Source organism: Amycolatopsis sp. AA4 (genome assembly GCF_002796545.1).
Taxonomy (GTDB): domain Bacteria; phylum Actinomycetota; class Actinomycetes; order Mycobacteriales; family Pseudonocardiaceae; genus Amycolatopsis.
In genome coordinates this window covers 7,066,760-7,085,755 of record NZ_CP024894.1, presented here as the reverse complement: position 1 = coordinate 7,085,755, position 18,996 = coordinate 7,066,760, and the positions used below count along the sequence as shown (strand labels likewise).

Annotated in this window: 14 protein-coding genes; 8 read left to right on the top strand and 6 right to left on the bottom strand. The window is 69.0% G+C overall.

The genetic code is table 11. From position 1 onward, the window contains the following. Positions 1-14: 14 nt before the first annotated feature. The 3 genes from CU254_RS32665 (at position 15) to CU254_RS32650 (ending at position 5,078) form a co-directional block, all read left to right on the top strand. On the top strand, positions 15-314 hold the full coding sequence (locus CU254_RS32665) for a YciI family protein (protein ID WP_009083071.1): 300 nt from the start codon (positions 15-17) through the stop codon (positions 312-314). An 888-nt stretch (positions 315-1,202) separates the two neighbouring features. Then, a complete protein-coding gene (gene typA / locus CU254_RS32655) occupies positions 1,203-3,131 on the top strand; it encodes a translational GTPase TypA (protein WP_009083070.1) in 1,929 nt (642 codons plus the stop codon). Positions 3,132-3,374: 243 nt separating this feature from the next. Beyond that, a complete protein-coding gene (locus tag CU254_RS32650; protein ID WP_100267163.1) occupies positions 3,375-5,078 on the top strand; it encodes an ABC transporter family substrate-binding protein in 1,704 nt (567 codons plus the stop codon). Between the two features lie 78 nt (positions 5,079-5,156). Here CU254_RS32650 and CU254_RS32645 read toward each other — a convergent pair whose 3' ends face one another. From CU254_RS32645 to CU254_RS32625, 5 genes are all read right to left on the bottom strand, one after another. Further along, entirely contained in the window at positions 5,157-6,188 is a 1,032-nt protein-coding gene (locus CU254_RS32645; RefSeq protein WP_009083066.1) for an ABC transporter ATP-binding protein, read from the bottom strand. Next, the gene (locus CU254_RS32640) at positions 6,185-7,282 is read right to left on the bottom strand and encodes an ABC transporter ATP-binding protein (protein ID WP_009083063.1); all 1,098 of its coding nucleotides are present in this window, start codon (positions 7,280-7,282) and stop codon (positions 6,185-6,187) included. The genes CU254_RS32645 and CU254_RS32640 overlap by 4 nt, the downstream gene beginning before the upstream one ends. After that, on the bottom strand, positions 7,279-8,238 hold the full coding sequence (locus CU254_RS32635) for an ABC transporter permease (RefSeq protein WP_009083061.1): 960 nt from the start codon (positions 8,236-8,238) through the stop codon (positions 7,279-7,281). The genes CU254_RS32640 and CU254_RS32635 overlap by 4 nt, the downstream gene beginning before the upstream one ends. Continuing rightward, positions 8,231-9,211, bottom strand: a complete 981-nt coding sequence (locus CU254_RS32630; RefSeq protein WP_009083059.1) for an ABC transporter permease — start codon at positions 9,209-9,211, stop codon at positions 8,231-8,233. The genes CU254_RS32635 and CU254_RS32630 overlap by 8 nt, the downstream gene beginning before the upstream one ends. A 188-nt stretch (positions 9,212-9,399) precedes the next feature. Further along, positions 9,400-11,148 carry an ABC transporter family substrate-binding protein gene (locus CU254_RS32625; RefSeq protein WP_009083057.1) on the bottom strand — a complete coding sequence of 583 codons (1,749 nt, stop codon included), beginning with the start codon at positions 11,146-11,148 and terminating at the stop codon, positions 9,400-9,402. 657 nt (positions 11,149-11,805) lie between these two features. On the opposite strand from CU254_RS32625, the gene mshB reads away from it, so the two are divergent. From mshB to CU254_RS32610, 3 genes are read left to right on the top strand one after another with little or no spacing between them, the layout of a single operon-like run. Then, positions 11,806-12,633, top strand: coding sequence for an N-acetyl-1-D-myo-inositol-2-amino-2-deoxy-alpha-D-glucopyranoside deacetylase (gene mshB / locus CU254_RS32620; protein ID WP_009083056.1), 828 nt, complete (start codon positions 11,806-11,808; stop codon positions 12,631-12,633). After that, positions 12,630-13,031: a hypothetical protein gene (locus tag CU254_RS32615; RefSeq protein WP_037718339.1), complete on the top strand. Its 402-nt coding sequence runs from the start codon at positions 12,630-12,632 to the stop codon at positions 13,029-13,031. Before mshB ends, CU254_RS32615 begins: the two co-directional genes overlap by 4 nt. Then, complete coding sequence (locus CU254_RS32610; RefSeq protein ID WP_009083053.1) at positions 13,024-13,815, top strand: hypothetical protein; 792 nt, start codon at positions 13,024-13,026, stop codon at positions 13,813-13,815. The genes CU254_RS32615 and CU254_RS32610 overlap by 8 nt, the downstream gene beginning before the upstream one ends. Before the next feature lie 4 nt (positions 13,816-13,819). Here the strand turns inward: CU254_RS32610 and CU254_RS32605 are convergent, their stop codons facing one another. After that, positions 13,820-14,569, bottom strand: a complete 750-nt coding sequence (locus tag CU254_RS32605) for a site-2 protease family protein (protein WP_009083052.1) — start codon at positions 14,567-14,569, stop codon at positions 13,820-13,822. A 223-nt stretch (positions 14,570-14,792) separates the two neighbouring features. Between CU254_RS32605 and CU254_RS32600 the strand changes: the two genes are divergently transcribed. Both CU254_RS32600 and CU254_RS32595 read left to right on the top strand, forming a co-directional pair. After that, the gene (locus CU254_RS32600) at positions 14,793-15,116 is read left to right on the top strand and encodes a WhiB family transcriptional regulator (protein ID WP_037355639.1); all 324 of its coding nucleotides are present in this window, start codon (positions 14,793-14,795) and stop codon (positions 15,114-15,116) included. Between the two features lie 539 nt (positions 15,117-15,655). Then, positions 15,656-18,961, top strand: a complete 3,306-nt coding sequence (locus CU254_RS32595; protein WP_037718337.1) for a glycosyltransferase family 2 protein — start codon at positions 15,656-15,658, stop codon at positions 18,959-18,961. The last annotated feature ends 35 nt before the right edge of the window (positions 18,962-18,996 follow it).

Below are 18,996 nucleotides of genomic sequence, written 5' to 3'. Positions count from 1 at the left end.
CTACGGTGCGAAGCATGTTCGTCGTCGTGCTCACGTACATCGTTCCGCTAGACGAAATCGACCGCGCCCTCCCGGCCCACAAAGAATGGCTGACGAAGCAGTACGAAGACGGCCACTTCCTGGCCTCCGGCGGCCAGAAACCCCGCACCGGCGGCGTCATCATCACCCGCCCCATGGACCGCGCACAGCTGGACGCGATCCTGGCCACCGACCCCTTCGCGGTCGACCGGTTGGCCACCTACGAGATCATCCACTTCCAGCCCACCAGAACAGCCCCGGAACTGAACCTGGTGAACGAACTCCTGGACAACTAAGCCGTCCGTGAGGGGAACCCTCACAGACTCTGAGTCCCTCAGGTTTCCCCTCACGACCCTCTCGCCGGACGTGAAGGGCTCCTTGAGGGAATTAGATTCCCTCAAGGAGCCCTTCACGGACCGCTCCCCGCCGACCGCCGACCCAGCCGAGATCCCCCAATGTGGCATTGGGTGCGTCTGACGCACCGAACGCCACATTGGGTGCGTCGCATGCACCCAATGCCACATTGGGGCGCTACCCGCTACCCCCTCCCCGCACGCCGCTCCGCTCAACGCAGCACTCCGCGGAGTCGCGAAAAACCGCAGCCAGTGCACTCAAATATCGGGGGCACCCAGACCCTCCCCCAACCCCGATACGAAGCCTCCCTGCGGTTCGGGGGTGCTTGTCAAGGCATCTTTCCCGCCTTGACAAGCACCCCCGAACCGTCAGCACAATCAACCTTCGGGGTGCCCCACGCAACCCAGGCGGCGATGTCGCCCGCCAGGGCGACGAGCCGAAACGGCCCCTCAAGCAGCCTTGCCCACCCGCTTCCGAGCCTTCTTCAACGCCAAAACCGGACACTTCTTGCACCGATCCGCAGACCGGCAACACTTCTTCTTGACCTTGCCGGCCTTGATCATCTTCCGCACTACAGCCCGAGGATCATCCGCGTGCTTCTTCCCCATCACGCACTCCTCAGCCCGGCGAAAAGAACTCCACAAGATTAGGTGAGCCTAACCGACGGGAGGGCGTGGCGCTCCTCACACGAACCCAGCAGGTATCCTGTTGGAAGTCCGCGTGTGGCCAAAGCCGGTCAGCGAGAGCCGGTCGCATTTCCCGGTGCCCGTGATCTTCGTTCGCCGCGCGGCGCCACCCGCCTTTATTCTTCGAAGTTCAGGAGTCTTCGCGTGCCCGCAGCCAGCGCCACCGCGGTCGAAACCGGCCGCGCGTCCGGCAAGACCCGGCCCGACCTGCGCAACGTCGCGATCGTCGCCCACGTCGACCACGGCAAGACGACCCTGGTCGACGCCATGCTCCGCCAGTCCGGCGCCTTCGCCGAACGCGCCGAGCTGGTCGACCGCGTGATGGACTCCGGCGAGCTCGAGCGGGAAAAGGGCATCACCATTCTCGCGAAGAACACCTCCATCCACCGCCAGACCCCCGAGGGCACGGTCACCATCAACGTGATCGACACCCCGGGCCACGCCGACTTCGGCGGCGAGGTCGAGCGCGGCCTCTCCATGGTCGACGGCGTCGTGCTGCTGGTCGACGCGAGCGAGGGCCCGCTGCCGCAGACCCGCTTCGTGCTGCGCAAGACGCTCGAGGCGAAGCTGCCGGTGATCCTCGTGGTCAACAAGGTCGACCGCCCGGACGCCCGGATCTCCGAGGTCGTCGAGGAGACCCACGACCTGCTGCTCGACCTGGCGAGCGACATCGAGGACGCCGACCACGACGCGATCCTCGACCTCCCGGTCGTCTACGCCTCGGCCCGCGCCGGCAAGGCGTCGCTGGAGCAGCCCGCCGACGGCGGCCTTCCCGACAGCGAGAGCCTCGACCCGCTGTTCGAGACGCTGCTCACGCACGTCCCGCCGCCCGTCGCGGACCCGGACGCGCCGCTGCAGGCCCTGGTCACCAACCTCGACGCGTCGAACTTCCTCGGCCGCATCGCGCTGATCCGCATCCACGCCGGCAAGCTCCGCAAGGGCCAGACCGTCGCCTGGATGCGCGAGGACGGTTCGGTCCAGAACGTCCGCATCTCCGAGCTGCTGGTCACCGAGGCGCTCACCCGCGTCCCGGCCACCGAGGCCAGCGCGGGCGACCTCGTTGCGATCGCGGGCATCCCGGACATCACGATCGGCGACACCCTCGCCGACTCCGAGGAGCCGGTCGCGCTGCCGCGGATCACCGTCGACGAGCCCGCCATCTCGATGACCATCGGCGTCAACACCTCGCCGCTGGCCGGGCGCAACGGCGGCGACAAGGTCACCGCGCGGCTGGTCAAGGCCCGTCTCGACCAGGAGCTGATCGGCAACGTCTCGATCCGCGTCCTGCCCACCGAGCGCCCGGACACCTGGGAGGTGCAGGGCCGCGGCGAGCTGGCGCTGGCCATCCTGGTCGAGCAGATGCGCCGCGAGGGCTTCGAGCTGACCGTCGGCAAGCCGCAGGTGGTGCTGCGCACGATCGACGGCAAGCTGCACGAGCCGTTCGAGCGGCTGTACATCGACTCGCCCGAGGAGCACCTCGGCTCGATCACGCAGCTGCTCGCCGCCCGCAAGGGCCGCATGGAGGACATGAGCGGCAACGGCACCGGCCGGATCAAGCTGATCTACGTGCTGCCCTCGCGCGGCCTGATCGGCTTCCGCACCGACTTCCTCACCGAAACCCGTGGCACCGGCATCGCGAACCACGTGTTCGAGGGCTACTTCCCGTGGGCGGGCGAGATCCGCACCCGGCACACCGGTTCGCTGGTCGCCGACCGGTCCGGTCCGATCACCGCGTACGCGATGATCCAGCTCCAGGACCGCGGCAGCTTCTTCGTCGAGCCCGGCGCCGAGGTGTACGAGGGCATGGTCGTGGGCGAGAACCCGCGGCTCGAGGACCTCGACATCAACATCACCAAGGAGAAGAAGCTCACGAACATGCGCTCGTCCACCGGGGACGAGCTGGAGCGCCTCGCCCGGCCGCGCAAGCTGAGCCTCGAGGAGGCGCTGGAGTTCTGCGCCAGCGACGAATGCGTCGAGGTCGCGCCGGAGGTCGTCCGGGTCCGCAAGGTCACTCTCGACATCGCGACCCGCGCCAAGGAGCGCTCGCGGGCCAAGAGCCGCGAAAACAGCTGAACCTCGCGCAGGTGAAAAAGGGCGCCTCCCGTTCCCGGGAGGCGCCCTTTCGCGTGAACCGCGGAGGTGGTTCGCGCGTCCACTCTTATGGCGGTACCCGCTCCGATGTCACGGGGCGGCGGCCGATGTGGGAATCTCGATGCCGGCCCCCGCCCTGGCATGGCAGCATGTCCGCTCGGACGACGGAGCGCGGCGGGAACTTTCAGGAGGACGAGCGTGCGATTCGGACGCCGGCTGGGGCCGGTGCTGGCGCTGGCGGGAGTACTGCTCGCCGCGTGTTCGAACACCCCGCCGCCCCCGGTGGTCACGTCGGCCCCGCCGTCGAGCACGACCAGCGCGGCGTCGCTGTCGCAGATCGTGGTCGGCGTGGACGACGTCGTCGGCGGCTACAACCCGCACAGCATCGCGGACGCGTCGACGATCACCACCGCGCTGTCGCAGCTCCTGCTGCCCTCGGTGTTCCGCCAGTCCGAGGACGGCACGCGCACGCTCGACAAGACGCTGATGGTCTCGGCCGACGTCGTCTCGCAGGTGCCGTTCACGGTGAAGTACGTGATCCGCCCGGACGCTTCGTGGTCCGACGGGGCCCCGATCGCCACCGAGGACTTCATCTACCTCGCCAACGCGATGAAGACGAACCCCGGCGTGATCGATCCGGCGGGCTACCGGCTGATCTCGGACATCGAATCCCGCGACGGCGGCAAGGGCGTCGAGGTCACCTTCAGCAAGCCGTACCCGGCCTGGCAGACGCTGTTCGACAACCTGCTGCCGCAGCACCTGCTCAAGGACTCGCCGGGGGGCTGGACGAACGCCCTCGCGACGAGCTTCCCCGCGGTAGCCGGGCCCTTCGCGATCAAGACGATCGACACCGCTCGCGGCGAAGCGACTCTCCAGCGCAACGACCGGTACTGGGAGAAGCCCGCCGCGGTCGACACCTTAATCCTCCGCCGCTCGGACGCGTCCGGCATCGCGACCGCGCTGCGCAGCGGCAACGACCAGTTCTCCTTGACCCGCACCGATTCCACCGGCCTGCAGCTGCTGAACGACCTGGGCTCGGCGGTCAAACTGCACACCGTGCCGCGTCCGCTGACCGCGTCGGTGCTGCTGCGCCCGGTGAGCGCCACGCTTTCCGAACCGCAGGTGCGCGCGGGCATCGCCGCACTGCTGGACCGCGGAAAGCTGATCTCCGCCGGGGCGAAGGGTGGCCCCTCCGCGGCGCTGAAGGCGGACGCCCAGGTCCTGCCGCCCTCGGCGAAGGACTACGCGGCCACCATTCCGGCAGGCCCGCCCGCCGCGCCGGACGCGACCAAGGCCGAGCAGTACTTCACCGCCGCCGGGTACAAGAAGGAAGCCGGCGTGTGGCGCAAGGGAAACAAGACGCTGTCGATCGTGCTCGCGTCGCCCGGCGAGCAGGAGCCGTACGCGTCGATCGCGAAGGAACTGGCGTCGGAGCTGGTGGCGGGCGGCATCGAGGTCAACCAGATCAAACCGCAGCCGCGCGACCTGTATTCGTCTCTGCTGGCGATGCCGGTGGTGAACGGGAAACAGCAGGCGAGCCCGGACTCGAACAGCACCGTGGGCGTGGACATCGCCGTCGTGGGCCAACCGGTCGGCGGCGACCCGGCGACGGTCCTCGCGTCGAGCTACGGCTGCGCGCCCGAACCCACGCCGGTGGACAAGACGAAGCCGGTGGTGCCGGCCAATCCCGCGGGCCTGTGCGACCAGGGCCTGCAAGCGACGATCGACTCGGCGCTCACTGGTTCCGCGACGGTCGCCGATTCGCTCAAGACGCTGGAACCGCAGCTGTGGTCCCAGAACGTCGTGATCCCGCTGTTCCAGGAAGCCGAGACTTTGGCTGTCGGCAAGGGAATCTCCGGCCTGACGCCGGGCCCGCCGATGCAGGGCCCCTTCGGCTCCGCGGTGAACTGGACCCGCGGCGCGACCTGAGCTGAAAAGCCGTGAAGGGCTCCTTGAGGGAATCTGATTCCCTCAAGGAGCCCTTCACGGACCAGGCTGAACCCAGCGTCAGATCAACTGCAGGCTTTCCGCGAAGTGGCACGCCACCGGGTGCGCCTGCCCGCGGTCCACCAAGGCGGGCTCTTCCGTCTTGCACTTCTCGCGCCCGGCGTCGTCCAGCTGGTTCGCGAACTTCGGGCACCGGGTGCGGAACCGGCAGCCCGACGGCGGGTTGGCCGGGCTCGGCACGTCACCGGTGATCACGATCCGCTGCCGCGTCCGCTCCTTGCGCGGGTCCGGCACCGGGATCGCCGAGATCAGCGCCTGCGTGTACGGATGCGCCGGGTTCTCGAACAGCTCCTCCGACGGCGCGGTCTCCACGATCTTGCCGAGGTACATCACCGCGATCCGGTCCGCCACGTGCCGCACCACCGAAAGGTCGTGCGAGACGAACAGGTACGACAGCCCGAGTTCGGCCTGCAGATCCTTCAGCAGGTTCAGCACGCCGGCCTGGATCGACACGTCGAGCGCGGACACCGGCTCGTCCAGCACCAGCACCTTCGGCTTCAGCGCGAGCGCACGGGCGATGCCGATGCGCTGCCGCTGCCCGCCGGAGAACTCGTGCGGGAACCGGTTGCCGTGCTCCGGGCGCAGGCCGACGGTCTTCATCAAGTCGCGGACCTGCTGCTTGCCGCCGTTCTCGTACAGCCCGTGGATGCGCAGCGGTTCGGCGATGATCTCGTTCACCGGCAGGCGCGGGTCGACCGAGGCGTACGGGTCCTGGAACACGATCTGCATGCTGCGCCGCAGCCGCTGCAGTTCGCGCTTGCCCATCGTCGCGAGGTCCTTGCCCTCGTAGGTCACCTTGCCGCCGGTGAGCGGCTGCAGCGCCAGCGCCACGCGGGCGGTGGTCGACTTGCCGCAGCCGGATTCGCCGACCAGCGCGAGCGTCTCGTGCGGGTAGATGTCGAACGACACGTCCGACACCGCCTGCACCGCCCCGGAAATGCGGCGCAGGATGCCGCCGCCGCGGATGGGGAAGTGCTTCACCAGGTTCTGCGCGGAGAGGACGGGCGTCTTTCCCGCCGTGGCCTCGCTCATCGGTTCGTCTCCGTGTCGTTCGCGATGGCGTCCACGGCGACCGGGACGGCCGCCGCGTCGGCCGAGGTGGGGCTGAACAGCTCGGCCGGGTCCTTGCCGACGACCTGCTCGGTGAAGTGGCAGGCCGCGTGCTGGCCGTTCGGGCCCGCGACGAGCACGGGCTCCTCCTCGTCGCAAATCGGCTGCGACAGCGGGCAGCGCGGGCTGAACGGGCAGCCCGGCGGCATGTTCTGCGTGGCGGGCGGCGAACCGGTGATCGGCGTGAGCCGTTCGGTCTTCACGTCCAGCCGCGGCAGGCTGCCGAGCAGGCCCAGCGTGTACGGCATCCGCGGGTTATAGAAGATGTCGTCGACCGTGCCGGATTCGACGACCTTGCCCGCGTACATCACGTGCACCCGGTCGGCCTGGCCGGCGATCACGCCGAGGTCGTGCGTGATCAGCACCATCGCCGCGCCGGTTTCCTTCTGCGCGGCCTGCAGGGCTTCGAGGATCTGCGCCTGCACCGTCACGTCGAGCGCGGTGGTCGGCTCGTCCGCGATGATCACGTCCGGGTTGTTGGCCATCGCGATCGCGATCACCACGCGCTGGCGCATGCCGCCGGACAGCTGGTGCGGATACTCGTCCGCGCGCTGCTTCGGGTTCGGGATGCGGACCAGGTCGAGCAGTTCGATCGCCTGCTTCTTCGCGACGTCCTTGCGCACGTCGTGGTGCGCGGTGATCGCCTCGGCGATCTGGTCGCCCACCGTGTACACCGGGTTCAGCGAGGTCATCGGGTCCTGGAAGACCATCGCGATGCCCTTGCCGCGGACCCGGTTCAGTTCCTTCTCGTTCGACTTCAGCAGGTCCTGCCCGCCGAACCGGATCGAGCCGGACACCTTCGCGGTCTTCGGCAGCAGGCCCATCACCGCGAGCGACGTCACCGATTTGCCGGAACCCGATTCGCCGACGATGCCGAGCACCTCGCCGCGGCGAAGCTGGTAATTCACGCCGCGCACGGCGCTGACCACGCCCTCGCTGGTCGGGAATTGCACGGTCAGGTCCTCAACGACGAGGACGGGATCGCCGCCGCGTCCTTGCGAGCCGTTCTCGGTCATGCGCGCACCTTCGTCTGCTGGGGGTCGAACGCGTCCCGCAGGCCGTCCCCGATGAAGTTGATCGTCAGCGCGATCAGGATGATGAAAATGCCCGGGAAGTAGAACAGCCACGGCCGCGTGTCGATCGCGGTCTGCGCGCTGCTCACGAGCAGCCCGAGCGAGGTGTCCGGCGGCTGCACGCCGAAGCCGAGGAACGACAGCGCCGTCTCGAGCAGGATGGCGATCGACACGAGGATCGTCAGGTTGACGATGATCGCGCCGAGCGCGTTGGGCACCAGGTGCCGGAAGATGATCCGGCTGTCGCTCGCGCCGAGCGCCTTCGACGCCTCGACGAACTCCTTCTCGCGCAAGGAAAGCACGACGCCGCGCGCCACCCGGGACACGTACGCCCAGTACAGGCCGCCGATGACGACCGCGATCAGCCACCACGTGCCGCCGGACTGGTGGCCGAGCACCGCGGCCACCGCGAGCAGCGGCAGCGTGAGCACGAGGTCGGCGATGCGCATCAGGACCGTGTCGAGCCAGCCGCGGTAATAACCGGCGACCGCGCCCCAGACGGTGCCCACGACGGTCGCGAAGATCGCCACGAGGATCGAGATCTGCAGCGAGATCTGCGTCCCGCGCATCACCTGCGCGAGGGTGTCGTGGCCGACCGCGTCGGTGCCGAACGGGTGGTCGCCCGAGGGCGGGGCCGAGTTCTGGTCGGTGATGTCGGCCGCGTTGTACTTCCAGATCGCCGCGCCGAGGTAGGCGAACAGGATGATCAGCACGAACACGACGAGGCTGATCATCGCGAGCCGGTGCTGCAGGAACCGCCGGAAGACCAGTTGCGCCTGGCTGCGTTCCTTGACCGTGAACTCGCGTTCCGGCGCGCCCTTCGGGGTCTGCGGGTCGTCCGGAGCGAACCGGCCGCCGCCCAGGGTGGTGGGCGGGCCGGGGATTGCGTCGTTAGGCATAGCGGATCCTCGGGTCGAGCAGGCCGTAGAGCAGATCGGCGACCAAGTTGAGCAGGATGATGAACGTGGCCGCGATGAGAAGCCACGCTTCCACCGCGTACACGTCGCTTCGCTTGATCGCGTCCAGCAGGAAAGCGCCCGCGCCTTGCCATTGGAACACGGTCTCGGTGACCACGGCACCGCCGAGGATCGAACCGATGTCGAGTGCGGTCACCGTGGTCAGCGGGATGAGCGCGTTGCGCAGCGCGTGCTTGCGCGTCACTGTCCAGCGCGGCAGGCCCTTGGCCCGGGCGAGGCGGACGTAATCGCTGTTGAGCACCTCGAGCATCGACGCGCGCTGGTAGCGGCTCCAGGCCGCGTAGCTCGTCAGCGCGAGCGAGATCGTCGGCAGGATCAGGTGGCCGAGCACGTCGCCGAACTGGGTCCAGAACCCGCCCGAGGCGACCACCGACGAGGACCCGATGGTGTAGAAGACCTGGTCGCCCACGGACTCGTTGATCCCGATGCCGATCTGCTTCAGCACCAGCGCGAACCAGAACGACGGCATCGACAGGAAGAGGAAGCCGAAGAAGGTCGCGGTGTAGTCGAACTTGGAGTACTGCCGCGACGCGCTGATCACGCCGATCAGGACGGCGAGGATCAGCGCCACCACCATGGCGAGCACGATCAGCCGCAGCGTCACGCCGAACCGGCCGAACACCTCGCTGCCGATGTTCATGGTGGACTGGACCGAGGGGCCGAAATCACCGTGCAGCACGCCGGTGATCCAGTGCCAGTAGCGCTCGAGAATCGGCTGGTCGAGATGCAGCCGGATGCGTTCGAGCTCGATGGTGCGAGGGGGCGGCGGCGGGTTTCTCGCGATCAGCGGGGTCAACGGGTTGGCCGAGAGCGACACCATCACGAAGACGACGAACGTCGACAAGATGAGGATCGGCACCGAGACGAATAGCCGGCGCAGTGCGAAGGCAAGCATGGAGGTCTTCCTGCTCTGGACGGTGTTCTGCCATCGCCCGCCGCTCGTGGTGGCAGGGCCTAGGCGACGTAACGGGGCAATCGTGGCGTTCGGGAACTAAAACGGCATTGGAGGGCGGATACGGTGAAGGGCCGGCAGCTTCGGCCGGCCCTTCACCGGGTGTCCCGCGGGAATCTACCGGTCGTTGATCACTTCCGGATGCCCCACTCCGCCATGTTGTACACCGGCCCGTCGAGGGTCGAGTTGTTGCGGATGTTCGCGATCTTGTCCGACGAGGCGATGAAGGTCGGCTTCTGGTACAGCGGAAGCACGTACGCGTCCTCGGACATGATCTGGTCGGCCTGGTTGAGCAGGTCCGCCGCCTTGGTCTGGTCGGTCTCGGCGTTGGCCTGCGCCATCAGGTTGTCGACCTGCGGGCTGCTGTACTTGCCGTAGTTGTTGCCCTGCCCGGTGCCCCAGTTCTGGATCGCGCCGCCGAACGGGAACGGCGAGGCGACCCACGCGAACACGATGACGTCGTAGTCGCCGCTGGTGGTGGTCTGGCCGAGGTCGTCGGTGGACTGGACCTTCACCTTGACGCCCAGCTGGGCCGCGGTCTGCGCGAACAGCTCGCACTCGTTCTGCCGGATCTGGTTGCCGACGGTGTAGCGGATGCGCAGCTCGGGGACCGGCTTGCCGGTCGGGTCGGACAGCTGGTTGTTGTTCAGCTTGTAGCCCGCGTCGGTCAGGATCTTCTTGGCCTTCTCGATGTCACCCGAGCCCTGGCCGGTCGCGCTCACCGTGTCCTTGTAGCCGGTCTGCTGCGGCACGAAGTTGTGGTTGTTGAGCGGCTCGACCTTGTTGGTGAACTGGCCGACGGTCTTGGCGATCATGTCCTTGCGGTTGATCGCGGTGAACAGCGCCTGGCGCAGCGGCTTCTGGGACAGCGCCGGGTTCTTCAGGTTGAAGTCGAAGTGCTCCCAGGTCAGGCCGAGGCCGATGAACGAGGAGATGTTCGGCATTTGCTTGACCTGGTTGATCAGGTCGACCTGCGGCTGCGGGTAGATGACCTGCACCTCGTTGTTCTGCAGCGCGGTCGGCTCCTGCGTCGCGTCGGTGATGACGCGGAAGATCACGCTGTTCAGGTGCGGCTTCGCGCCCCAGTACTTCTCGTTCGGGACCTCGGTGACCGACTGGTTGTTGACGAACTTCGAGATCTTCCACGGGCCGCCCGACCAGGTCGGGACGGTCGTGCCGAACCACTTGAACGACGCGGCGAGGCCGGCCGGGGTGTTGATGTCGCCGTGCTCCTTGGCCAGGTGCGCCGGGTACATCGCGCCGCCGGAGCTCCAGAGCAGCTTCCAGTCGGTGAACGGCTTGTCGAACACGACCGTCACGGTCTTGCCGCCGTCCGAACCGGTGACGGACTTGACCTGGTCGTAGCCCGCGGTGCTGGCCGCGGCGCAGTCGGGGCAGTCCTTGCCGTTCTGGACCTTGTAGTTGTAGATGAAGTCGTCGGCGGAGAACGCCGTGCCGTCCGACCAGACGGCCTTCGGGTTCAGCTTGTAGACCACCGTCTGCGGGCTGGTGCTGGTGACCTCGGCCGACTCGACGAAGTCCTTGTTCAGGACCGGCTTGAGGTCCGGGGTCGCGTAGAAGGTGTAGGGCAGCAGGCCCTTGGTGACCTCGCCGGTTTCGAAGACGTTGCCCTCGGCCGAGATGACGTTCCAGTTCGGGACGTTCTTCTCGATGGCGTAGGTGACGTCGCCGCCCTGCTGGAGCTGATCGGCCTGTGCCGCGTTGCAGGTGTTCGGGTTCTTGTCGCAGTCGGCGAATGCCTGCCCGGTCTGCACCGCGCTGTTGCCGCCTCCGCCACCACCGCATGCGGAGAGCAGAAGGGCCGCGCCCGCGACGAACGCGCCGAGTTTCGCGGCACGCGACCTAGTCGTCACTAACATTCATTCTCCTTGCTCGACGCCTTCGCGGGTTTGCGAGGCGGCTCTTCCTGACGCGCAAGCACCGATCTGTATCGCGTTGCTCACCGTAGCCGTGAAACTTAGGCATTGGACAGACGGCAAACCTATCGATCCGGACACTCTCAGTGAGATCGTTGCGGAACAGATATCTCGTGCCCCCTGGTTGCACCGAGGTTTCCGCACTTGATCGACTACGTTAAGTAGTTGATCACGGGAATTCGGGACCGGTTCGGGTGGCAGTTCGGACCGGTTGGCCAACCGGCCCGGCGGACAATAACCGCCCCGTTCCGTATGCGGTACCCCAGCTAATGGAGTACTCCCGCGGCCGGGACGAACCCGAAGTGACAAGAAATTGGTCCGATCTCGTGAAGCGAAACAATGCGCCCGCCGCCGGGCGCGGGCATGGACGCCCGCAAGGCGACGGGTACTCGGTGGGTGTTCCGAGCATCTTGCGTCTTCGCCCGCGCATTCCGAACCGCGGAACGTTCCGCGGAAGGGAACGCCCACGGGTCGGGACGCCGATCCGGCTTTGTGGGATGCGAATGCATTTTCCCGTGCACGCTGCGGTTTTCCGGTTCCGGAACGCCGCGCCGGGGTCGGCCTCCCGGGCGCGGACCCAGCGGTCATTAACCTGAGGGCGTGAAGCGGAAGCTGCTGTTGGTCCACGCGCACCCGGACGACGAAAGCATCGCCACCGGCGGGGTCATCGCGCGGTACGCGGCCGAGGGCGCCGAGGTGTGCGTGGTGACCTGCACGCTCGGCGAAGAGGGCGAGATCGTCCCGCCGCGGCTGGCGCAGCTGGTCGCGGCAGAGGCCGACCAGCTCGGCGGGTACCGGTCCGGGGAAATGGCCGCCGCGGCTGTCGCACTCGGACTGGCCCGGCACGAGTACCTCGGCGGCATCGGCCGGTGGCGCGATTCGGGCATGGCGGGCACGCCGTCCGCCGAGCATCCGCGGGCCTTCACCGGTGGTTCGCCCGACGAGCAGGCCGCGCAGTTGCGCGAACTCATCGACGACTTCGCCCCGCAGGTCGTCGTCACCTACGACTCCTTCGGCGGCTACGGCCATCCCGACCACATCCGCGCGCACGAGATCACCATGGCGGCGGCCCCGGACGCGCCGTCGGTCCAGCGCGTCTTCCACGTGGTCCAGTCCGAGGCCGCGCTCGCCGTCGGGCTCGCCGAACTGCGTGCGGACGGAACATCACCGTTCCGGGTGGCCGCCGACGGCGAGCTTCCGTCCACTCCGGACGGCAAGATCACCACCGTGGTCGACATCTCCGCGCACCGGCAGACGAAGCTGGCCGCACTGCGCGCGCACGAAACCCAGCTGACCGTGGTCGACGGCGCGGTCCCGCACTTCGCGCTGACCAACAGCATCGCGCAGCCCCTCCCGTCCGCCGAGTACTTCGTGCTCGCCCACGGCGACGCCGCCGGCGCCGAGACCGATCTCTTCGGCGGGTGGTGACCGTGTCCGCCCCGCTCACTCGCGACCAGCGGCTGATGCTGGTGCTGCTGGCGTTCGACGCGGTCGTGCTGGCACTGCTCGAACTGTTCTTCCTCCCGCTGCGGGTCGGCCCGCTGGGCGAGGTGCCGCTGCCGATCACCGCGCTCGTCGGAGCCGTCACCACGCCGTGGCTCGTGCTGACCGCCGGGAAGCTCGTCCGGCCGGGGCTCTCGTTCGTACCGCTGCTGGTGTGGGTACTCGTGGTGTTCGGGGTCGGCCTGTTCGGTCCGGGCGGGGACGTCGTGCTCGTCCAGGACTGGCGCGCGCTGCTTCTGCTCGGCGCGAGTGCCCTGCCCGCCGCACTGGTCCTCGGCGGCGGGCTGGGCCGGGCCGCGGCGAACGGAGGTGCCCGTGTCTGAGGCCATTTCGGACCGTCAGGTCGTAGCGATCCTGCGACCGTTCGTCCGCGCTTGCGCGCCGATGATCGACGCGCTGCGCGAGGCCGATCCGTTCGGCTTGCAGGCGCGGGCCCGGCGCGGCGAGGGTGAATTCTCCGACGCCGGGCTCAAGAAGAAGATGCTCCACGCGCTGACGACGGTGAAGGTGCCGGGCACCGCGGGGTGGGCGGCGATGGACATCGACCAGCGCGCGAGCTGGTGGGTCAACCGCGTCGGCAGGCTCACGTCGTTGCTGACGTCGATCCCCGGACTCGGCGGCGCGCTCGCCGACCGGCTGCCGGTGCAGGACACCCTCGGCGCGGCGTCGCAGGGGCTGGTGCTGTGCGCGATCGCGGGGGAGTACGGCGTGACCGACGTCGGCAGCCGCGTCCGGCTGATCGCGTCGGTGCTGTTCCAACGGGACATCGATCCCGACCTCGCGGCGGGGGCGGGCCACGACAAGTCGGCGAAGTCCGCGGAGGACAGCGAGACCGCGCGGCTCACCGAGGAACTCGACGAATCCCACCGCAAACACGGCAAGGTGACCGCGAAAGCCGTCGCGAGCACGCTCTGGCACCTCGGCAAGTCGCTGTGGGGGATCACCGGCGAACTCGAGAAGCGCCCGCGCGGCCGCTGGATCCACCGGCTGATCGGGATGCTGCCGGTGGTCGGCGCGGCGGGCGACTACCTCGGCGAGCGCTCCGGGCTCAAGAAGGTCTGGAAGCGCGCGCACGCGTGGCTCATGACCCACCGGGAGTGGGCCTGAGCCCTCAGCGCCAGAAAAGGAACGCGGTCTGTCCGAAGTAGGCCGCGAGCGCGTTGCCGCCGAGCGGGGCGTAGATGTGCCCGGCGATCGTCCAGAGCAGATCCGACAGCGGCCGGAAAAGGAAGAACAGCGCGAAGAGCGCCAGCGGGGCCCACGGCCGCACCCGCGCGCCGAACGCCCGCGCCTGCGGGGAGAGGTACGGCTCCAGCGCGCCCCAGCCGTCCAGTCCGGGCACCGGCAGGATGTTGATCAGGAACGTCATCATCTGCAGCAGCGCGAGGTAGGACATCGCGAAGTAGAGGCCGGTCGCCATCGGGATCAGCATCGTCGCCAAGCAGAGCGCCGCGCCGACGGCGAGGTTGGCGAGCGGCCCCGCGAGCGAGGTCCACGACGCGGTCGCGCGGTTGCGCAGCGCGCCGCGGTTGATCCACACCGCGCCGCCGGGCAGCGGGATGCCGCCGATCAGCAAGAAGATCAGCGGCAGGACGAAGGAGAGGACGGGGTCGGCGTAGCGCCGGACGTCCAGCGAGAGGTACCCCTTGTGAGCGATCTCGTGATCGCCGCCGCGGAAGGCGACGAAGGCGTGCCCGAACTCGTGGAGCGTCAGCGAAGCCATCCAGCCGCCAAGGACGAGCAGCACGACGCCCGCGACGAGCATCGGGTCGCGGGGGTTCGTGTAATCACCGTATGCAGCCAGGAAACCACCGGCGACGGCGACGGCGAGGATGCCGAGGAAGATCGGGCTCGGGCGCACTGCTGATCTCTGCACCCCACCAGTCTTCCGTATGCCCGGTGTGAAGTCTTCGGCGTGTCCCCTTGCGCAGCCGGGCACAGAGATCCCCCGAACTCGCTACTCGGCTTGACCTGGCCGCACTACACAGGTGTAATCACAGTGATGTCATTCGCTGTCGGAGGGGGCAGCGGGTGTCGTTTCACCACCGCCAGCCTGGGGAGTGCGTAGGAGCGAGGAGGCGGACGTGCGGTTGGAAGCGGACAACAGGGAATGGGGGCACGTCGTGGGTTGGGGAGAGAACCCGGAGCAGCAGCTCGGGGATCTGACCGACCTTTTCGACGTCCCCGAGGAGCAGGACTGGCAGGAGCGCGCCCTGTGCGCGCAGACCGACCCGGAGGCGTTCTTCCCCGAGAAGGGCGGCTCGACCCGCGAGGCCAAGCGGATTTGCCTTGGCTGCGAGGTCAAGGACGACTGTCTCGAGTATGCGCTGGCGCACGACGAGCGCTTCGGCATCTGGGGCGGACTGTCCGAACGGGAACGTCGCAAGCTGAAGAAACGGGCTGTCTGACCGGCCTTTCAGCCGAGAGGTGTGTCCGCGGAAAGCGCGGACCACGGGCCGGTTAGGTGTTTCCTGGGGGTGCCACCCCCAGATCCCGCCCGGGGGCTCGCCCCCGGACCCCCGTGGTGCGCGGGTTGCGCGGGCGACTCGCGGCGGACTCGGCGAACGTCTGTTGTGGTGAGAACCGGCACAGGCGTTCGCGAGACAACGGTGCTCACAACGCGGTGAAAACGGTTGGTGTGCCGTGGTTCTCGATGTGATCTTCGTCTTCCGCGGCGGAAACCTGGGCGTGCGGGGAAGCTGCCGGGGACGGGCCACGCGGCCCGTCCCCCATGCGCGGCTGGGGAAGCCATTCGCCGACGAGTACGTCGGCGTTCGCGCGAGTGCGTTGATTCGGCTTCTGCTGAATTTCTCTTGTGCCTGCCCGATCGGCCGCGGCTGGTCCACGCGGTGGGATCCGCCGGGCCAGCGGCGTGGGCCGGTACCCGCGCGTCGGCGCACGCCGTAGGGTGACCGCACCCACCGTTCCGTCCGAGCAGGAGCCGTTCTTGCCTCGCACCGTCGTTCCGCCCGCTGTGCGGACGTTGCCCGTTCTGGCCATTGTGGTCTGTCACGACGGCGAAGAATGGCTGCCGCTGGCGCTTTCCGCGTTGCGGCGCAGCACAGTCCGTCCGCGGCACGTGCTCGCCGTGGACACCGGATCAACCGACCGTACCCCGAAACTGCTCGCCGACGCAGCGCAGCCGGGCGCGGCCGCCGAGGAACCCGTGCTGTCCGGAGTTGTCACTCTGCCGAGTGAAACCGGATTCGCGGCGGCGGTCGCCGCGGCCGTCGCGCACGCGGTGGAACGGTGGGGCGACCCGGGAACCTGGCTGTGGGTGCTGCACGACGACTGCGCGCCCGAGCCCGACTGCCTCGACCAGCTTGTCCGCGCCGCGGAGGAAAATCCGTCCGCGAAGGTGCTCGGCCCGGTCGGCACCGACTGGACCGATCCGCGGCTGATCGTCGAGGCCGGGCTGTCCACCGACGCGTCCGGGCACCGCCAGCAGATGGCCGCGCCGGACGGCGAACCCAGCGAGGTCCTCGCCGTCCCGAGCGCCGGATCGTTGGTGCAGCGGGAACTCTGGGACACGCTCGGCGGCTACGACGAGGACTTCTCGTTGCTGCGCGAGGATCTCGACTTCGGCTGGCGCGCCAACGCGGCCGGCTCGCTCGTGCTGTCGGTGCCGTCCGCGCGCGTCCGGCACGCGCGCGCCCTGTCCACCGGGCAACGCACCCCGGACGCCGCGGGCCGTCCGCTCGCCGCGCTGAACCGTTCGCACGGCGTACGCGTCTTTCTCGTGAACTGCTCGGCCCCCTCGTTCTGGTTCGGGCTCGTCCGGCTGCCGATCATGCTGCTGCTGCGGGCGATCGTGTTCTTCGTGCTGCGGCGCACCACTGAGGCCGGCGCGGAGCTGGCCGCGCTCGGATACCTGTGCGGAGGCAAGGGAAATCTCCGCGCGGCCCGGGCACGGCGGCGCGAGCAGCCGCGGCCGGGCACCGTCCGCGGGCTCTTCACGAGCCGGATCACGCGGCTGCGCAACGCGATCAGCGCCGGAGTGGTTGGACTCGTCCGGCGCGGGGTACAGAGCGATGTAGCACTCGGGACGGTGCCGGACAGCGTCGAGCAGGAGTCGGCGTGGATCCCGCCCGAGGCGCTCGCCGCGTCCGGCGCGCGTCCGGTCGGTCCGGACGCCCTGCCCGCCGGTGCGCTGCGCGGGCTGAGCACTCGCGGCCGCGGCCTGCGCCGTCCGGGCACGGTCGTCGCGGTCACGCTGCCGGAAGCGCCGGTGTCCGAAGAGGACACTGAGCCGGTCGAGGAGACCGCGGCCCATCCGTCGCCGTCGCCGCGCCCGGAACCGGCCGCGCCGGAACCGGATCTGGTGTTCGTGGAGGTCAACCGGCGACGCGTGCTCGCCGCGACCGTCTTCGCGCCGCCAGTGGTGCTCGTCGTGCTGCTGACCGCGCTCGCTTTGGTGCTCAACCGCGGGCGGCTCGGTCTCGACCTGTGGGGCGGGCAGTTGCTGCCGGTCGGCGGGCTCGGCGAGATCTGGTCGACCTATCTGTCGCCGTGGCATCCGATCGCTGGCGGCACCGGAGCGCCCGCTCCCGCGACGTTGCCGGTGCTGGGCACGATCGGCGCGATCTTCGCTCCCGTCGGCGGTCCGGCCGCGCTCGTGGCGATCTTGCTCATCGGGGACATCCCGCTCGCCGCGCTTAGCGCGTACGTCGCCACTCGCAAGCTCGCTGTGCGCCGCTGGGTGCGTGCCGCGGTTGCTGCGACCTACGCGTTGCTGCCTGCCGCGACCGCGTCGGTCGCGCAGGGGCGGCTTGACGTGGTGGTGGTGCATCTCGTGCTGCCGCTCGTGGTGGCGGGCATCGTCCGGTTGCTGACCCGGCCCGGCACGCGCTGGTTGCACGTCTCGGCGTTGTCCGCGTTCGGGGTTGCGTTGCTGGGCGCGTTTTCGCCGCTCGCGCACGGGCTTGCGCTGGTGGGGCTGCTGGTGGGGTTCGTGGTGTTGCCCGCGCCGTCCGGGCTGGCTCGGCGGGTGGCGTCGGTCGGGATCGTGGTGCTGCTGCCGCTGGTTCTGTTGCTGCCGTGGCCGACCGTGCTGCTGCGGCATCCGGAACTGCTGCTGCAGGGCCTCGGCGGTCCGGCCGCGCCCGCGTCGGCAACCGATCTTGCTGGCCTCACGCCGGGCGGGCCGGGGGCGTGGCCGACCGGGGTGGTCGTGCTCGCGGCGACGCTCGTTGCGCTGGTGGTTCGGCCGCGGAAGCAGGTGGTCGGCGGGCTGGCGCTCGCGGTGCTCGGGCTGATCGGCGTGGTGGTGGTGCGGCAGATCCAGTTGACGCCGATGCAGGGCGGGGCGGCCGCGTCGGGGTATGCCGGAGTGCCATTGCTGGTGATCGGTGCCGGGTTGTTGTGGGCGGTGCTGGCTACCTGGCAGCGGGGCGGTGCGGCGATGCCCGCGGCTTGGCTGCCGAAGGTCCTTGCGGTGGCTGGAGTCGTGGTGGTGGCCGCGTTGGCGGCGGGGGCGGTCGCGACTGGGTCGGAAGGGCCGTTGACGGCGGCGGCGCGACCGCAGCTGGCACCCGAGGTGGCGGCGGATGTCGCTGCGACTGGGCGGTCTGTGCTGGACGTCAGCGGTGCGCAGGTTCGGCAGACCGGGGGGCGGTTGGCGCTCTTTGGGGACGACGAGCTTGCGCCGGTCAAGGGGACGCCGGAGCGGTTGGCTGAGTGGCGGCGCGGGCTCGGGCAGGGGGATGTGGCGGCGCTGAAGCGGGTGTTCGCGGCGGCTGCGGCCGGCGGAGTGCAGTACGTGGTGTTGCCGCTGGGGACGGATGCTCGGGCGTTTGCTGCGGCGGCCAGTGATCTCGCTGCGGTGGCGGCTCCGATGGCGGATGGGCGGCCGGTGTTGCGGTTGCTGCCCAAGGCTGGCCAGGTGGCGTTGATCTCGCCGGAGCTGGCCAAGCAGGCGGTGACTGGCGGGGGTGCGCCGGGGGTTAATCCGGGGGTTTCGCCGGTGGCTGCGGGGCTGCCGGATGTTCGGGTTCGGGTTTCTGAAGGGCCAACTGGGCGGTTGCTGGTGCTGGCGGCTGAGCAGGAGGCTGGGTGGCAGGCCAGTGTGGCTGGCAAGGCGGTGCCGATTGTGCCTGCTTGGGGGCATCAGGTTGCGGTGTCGGTGCCTGCTCAGCCTTCGGAGGTTTCGGTCGGGTTTCCCGGGACTGAGCGGGGGTTGCTGCTGTTGGTGCAACTGGCTGCGGTGTTGTTTACGGCGTTGACGGCGATTCCTTCGCGGAGGCGGGTGGGGTGACGGCTCGTCGCCCTGGCGGGCGACATTGCCGTCCC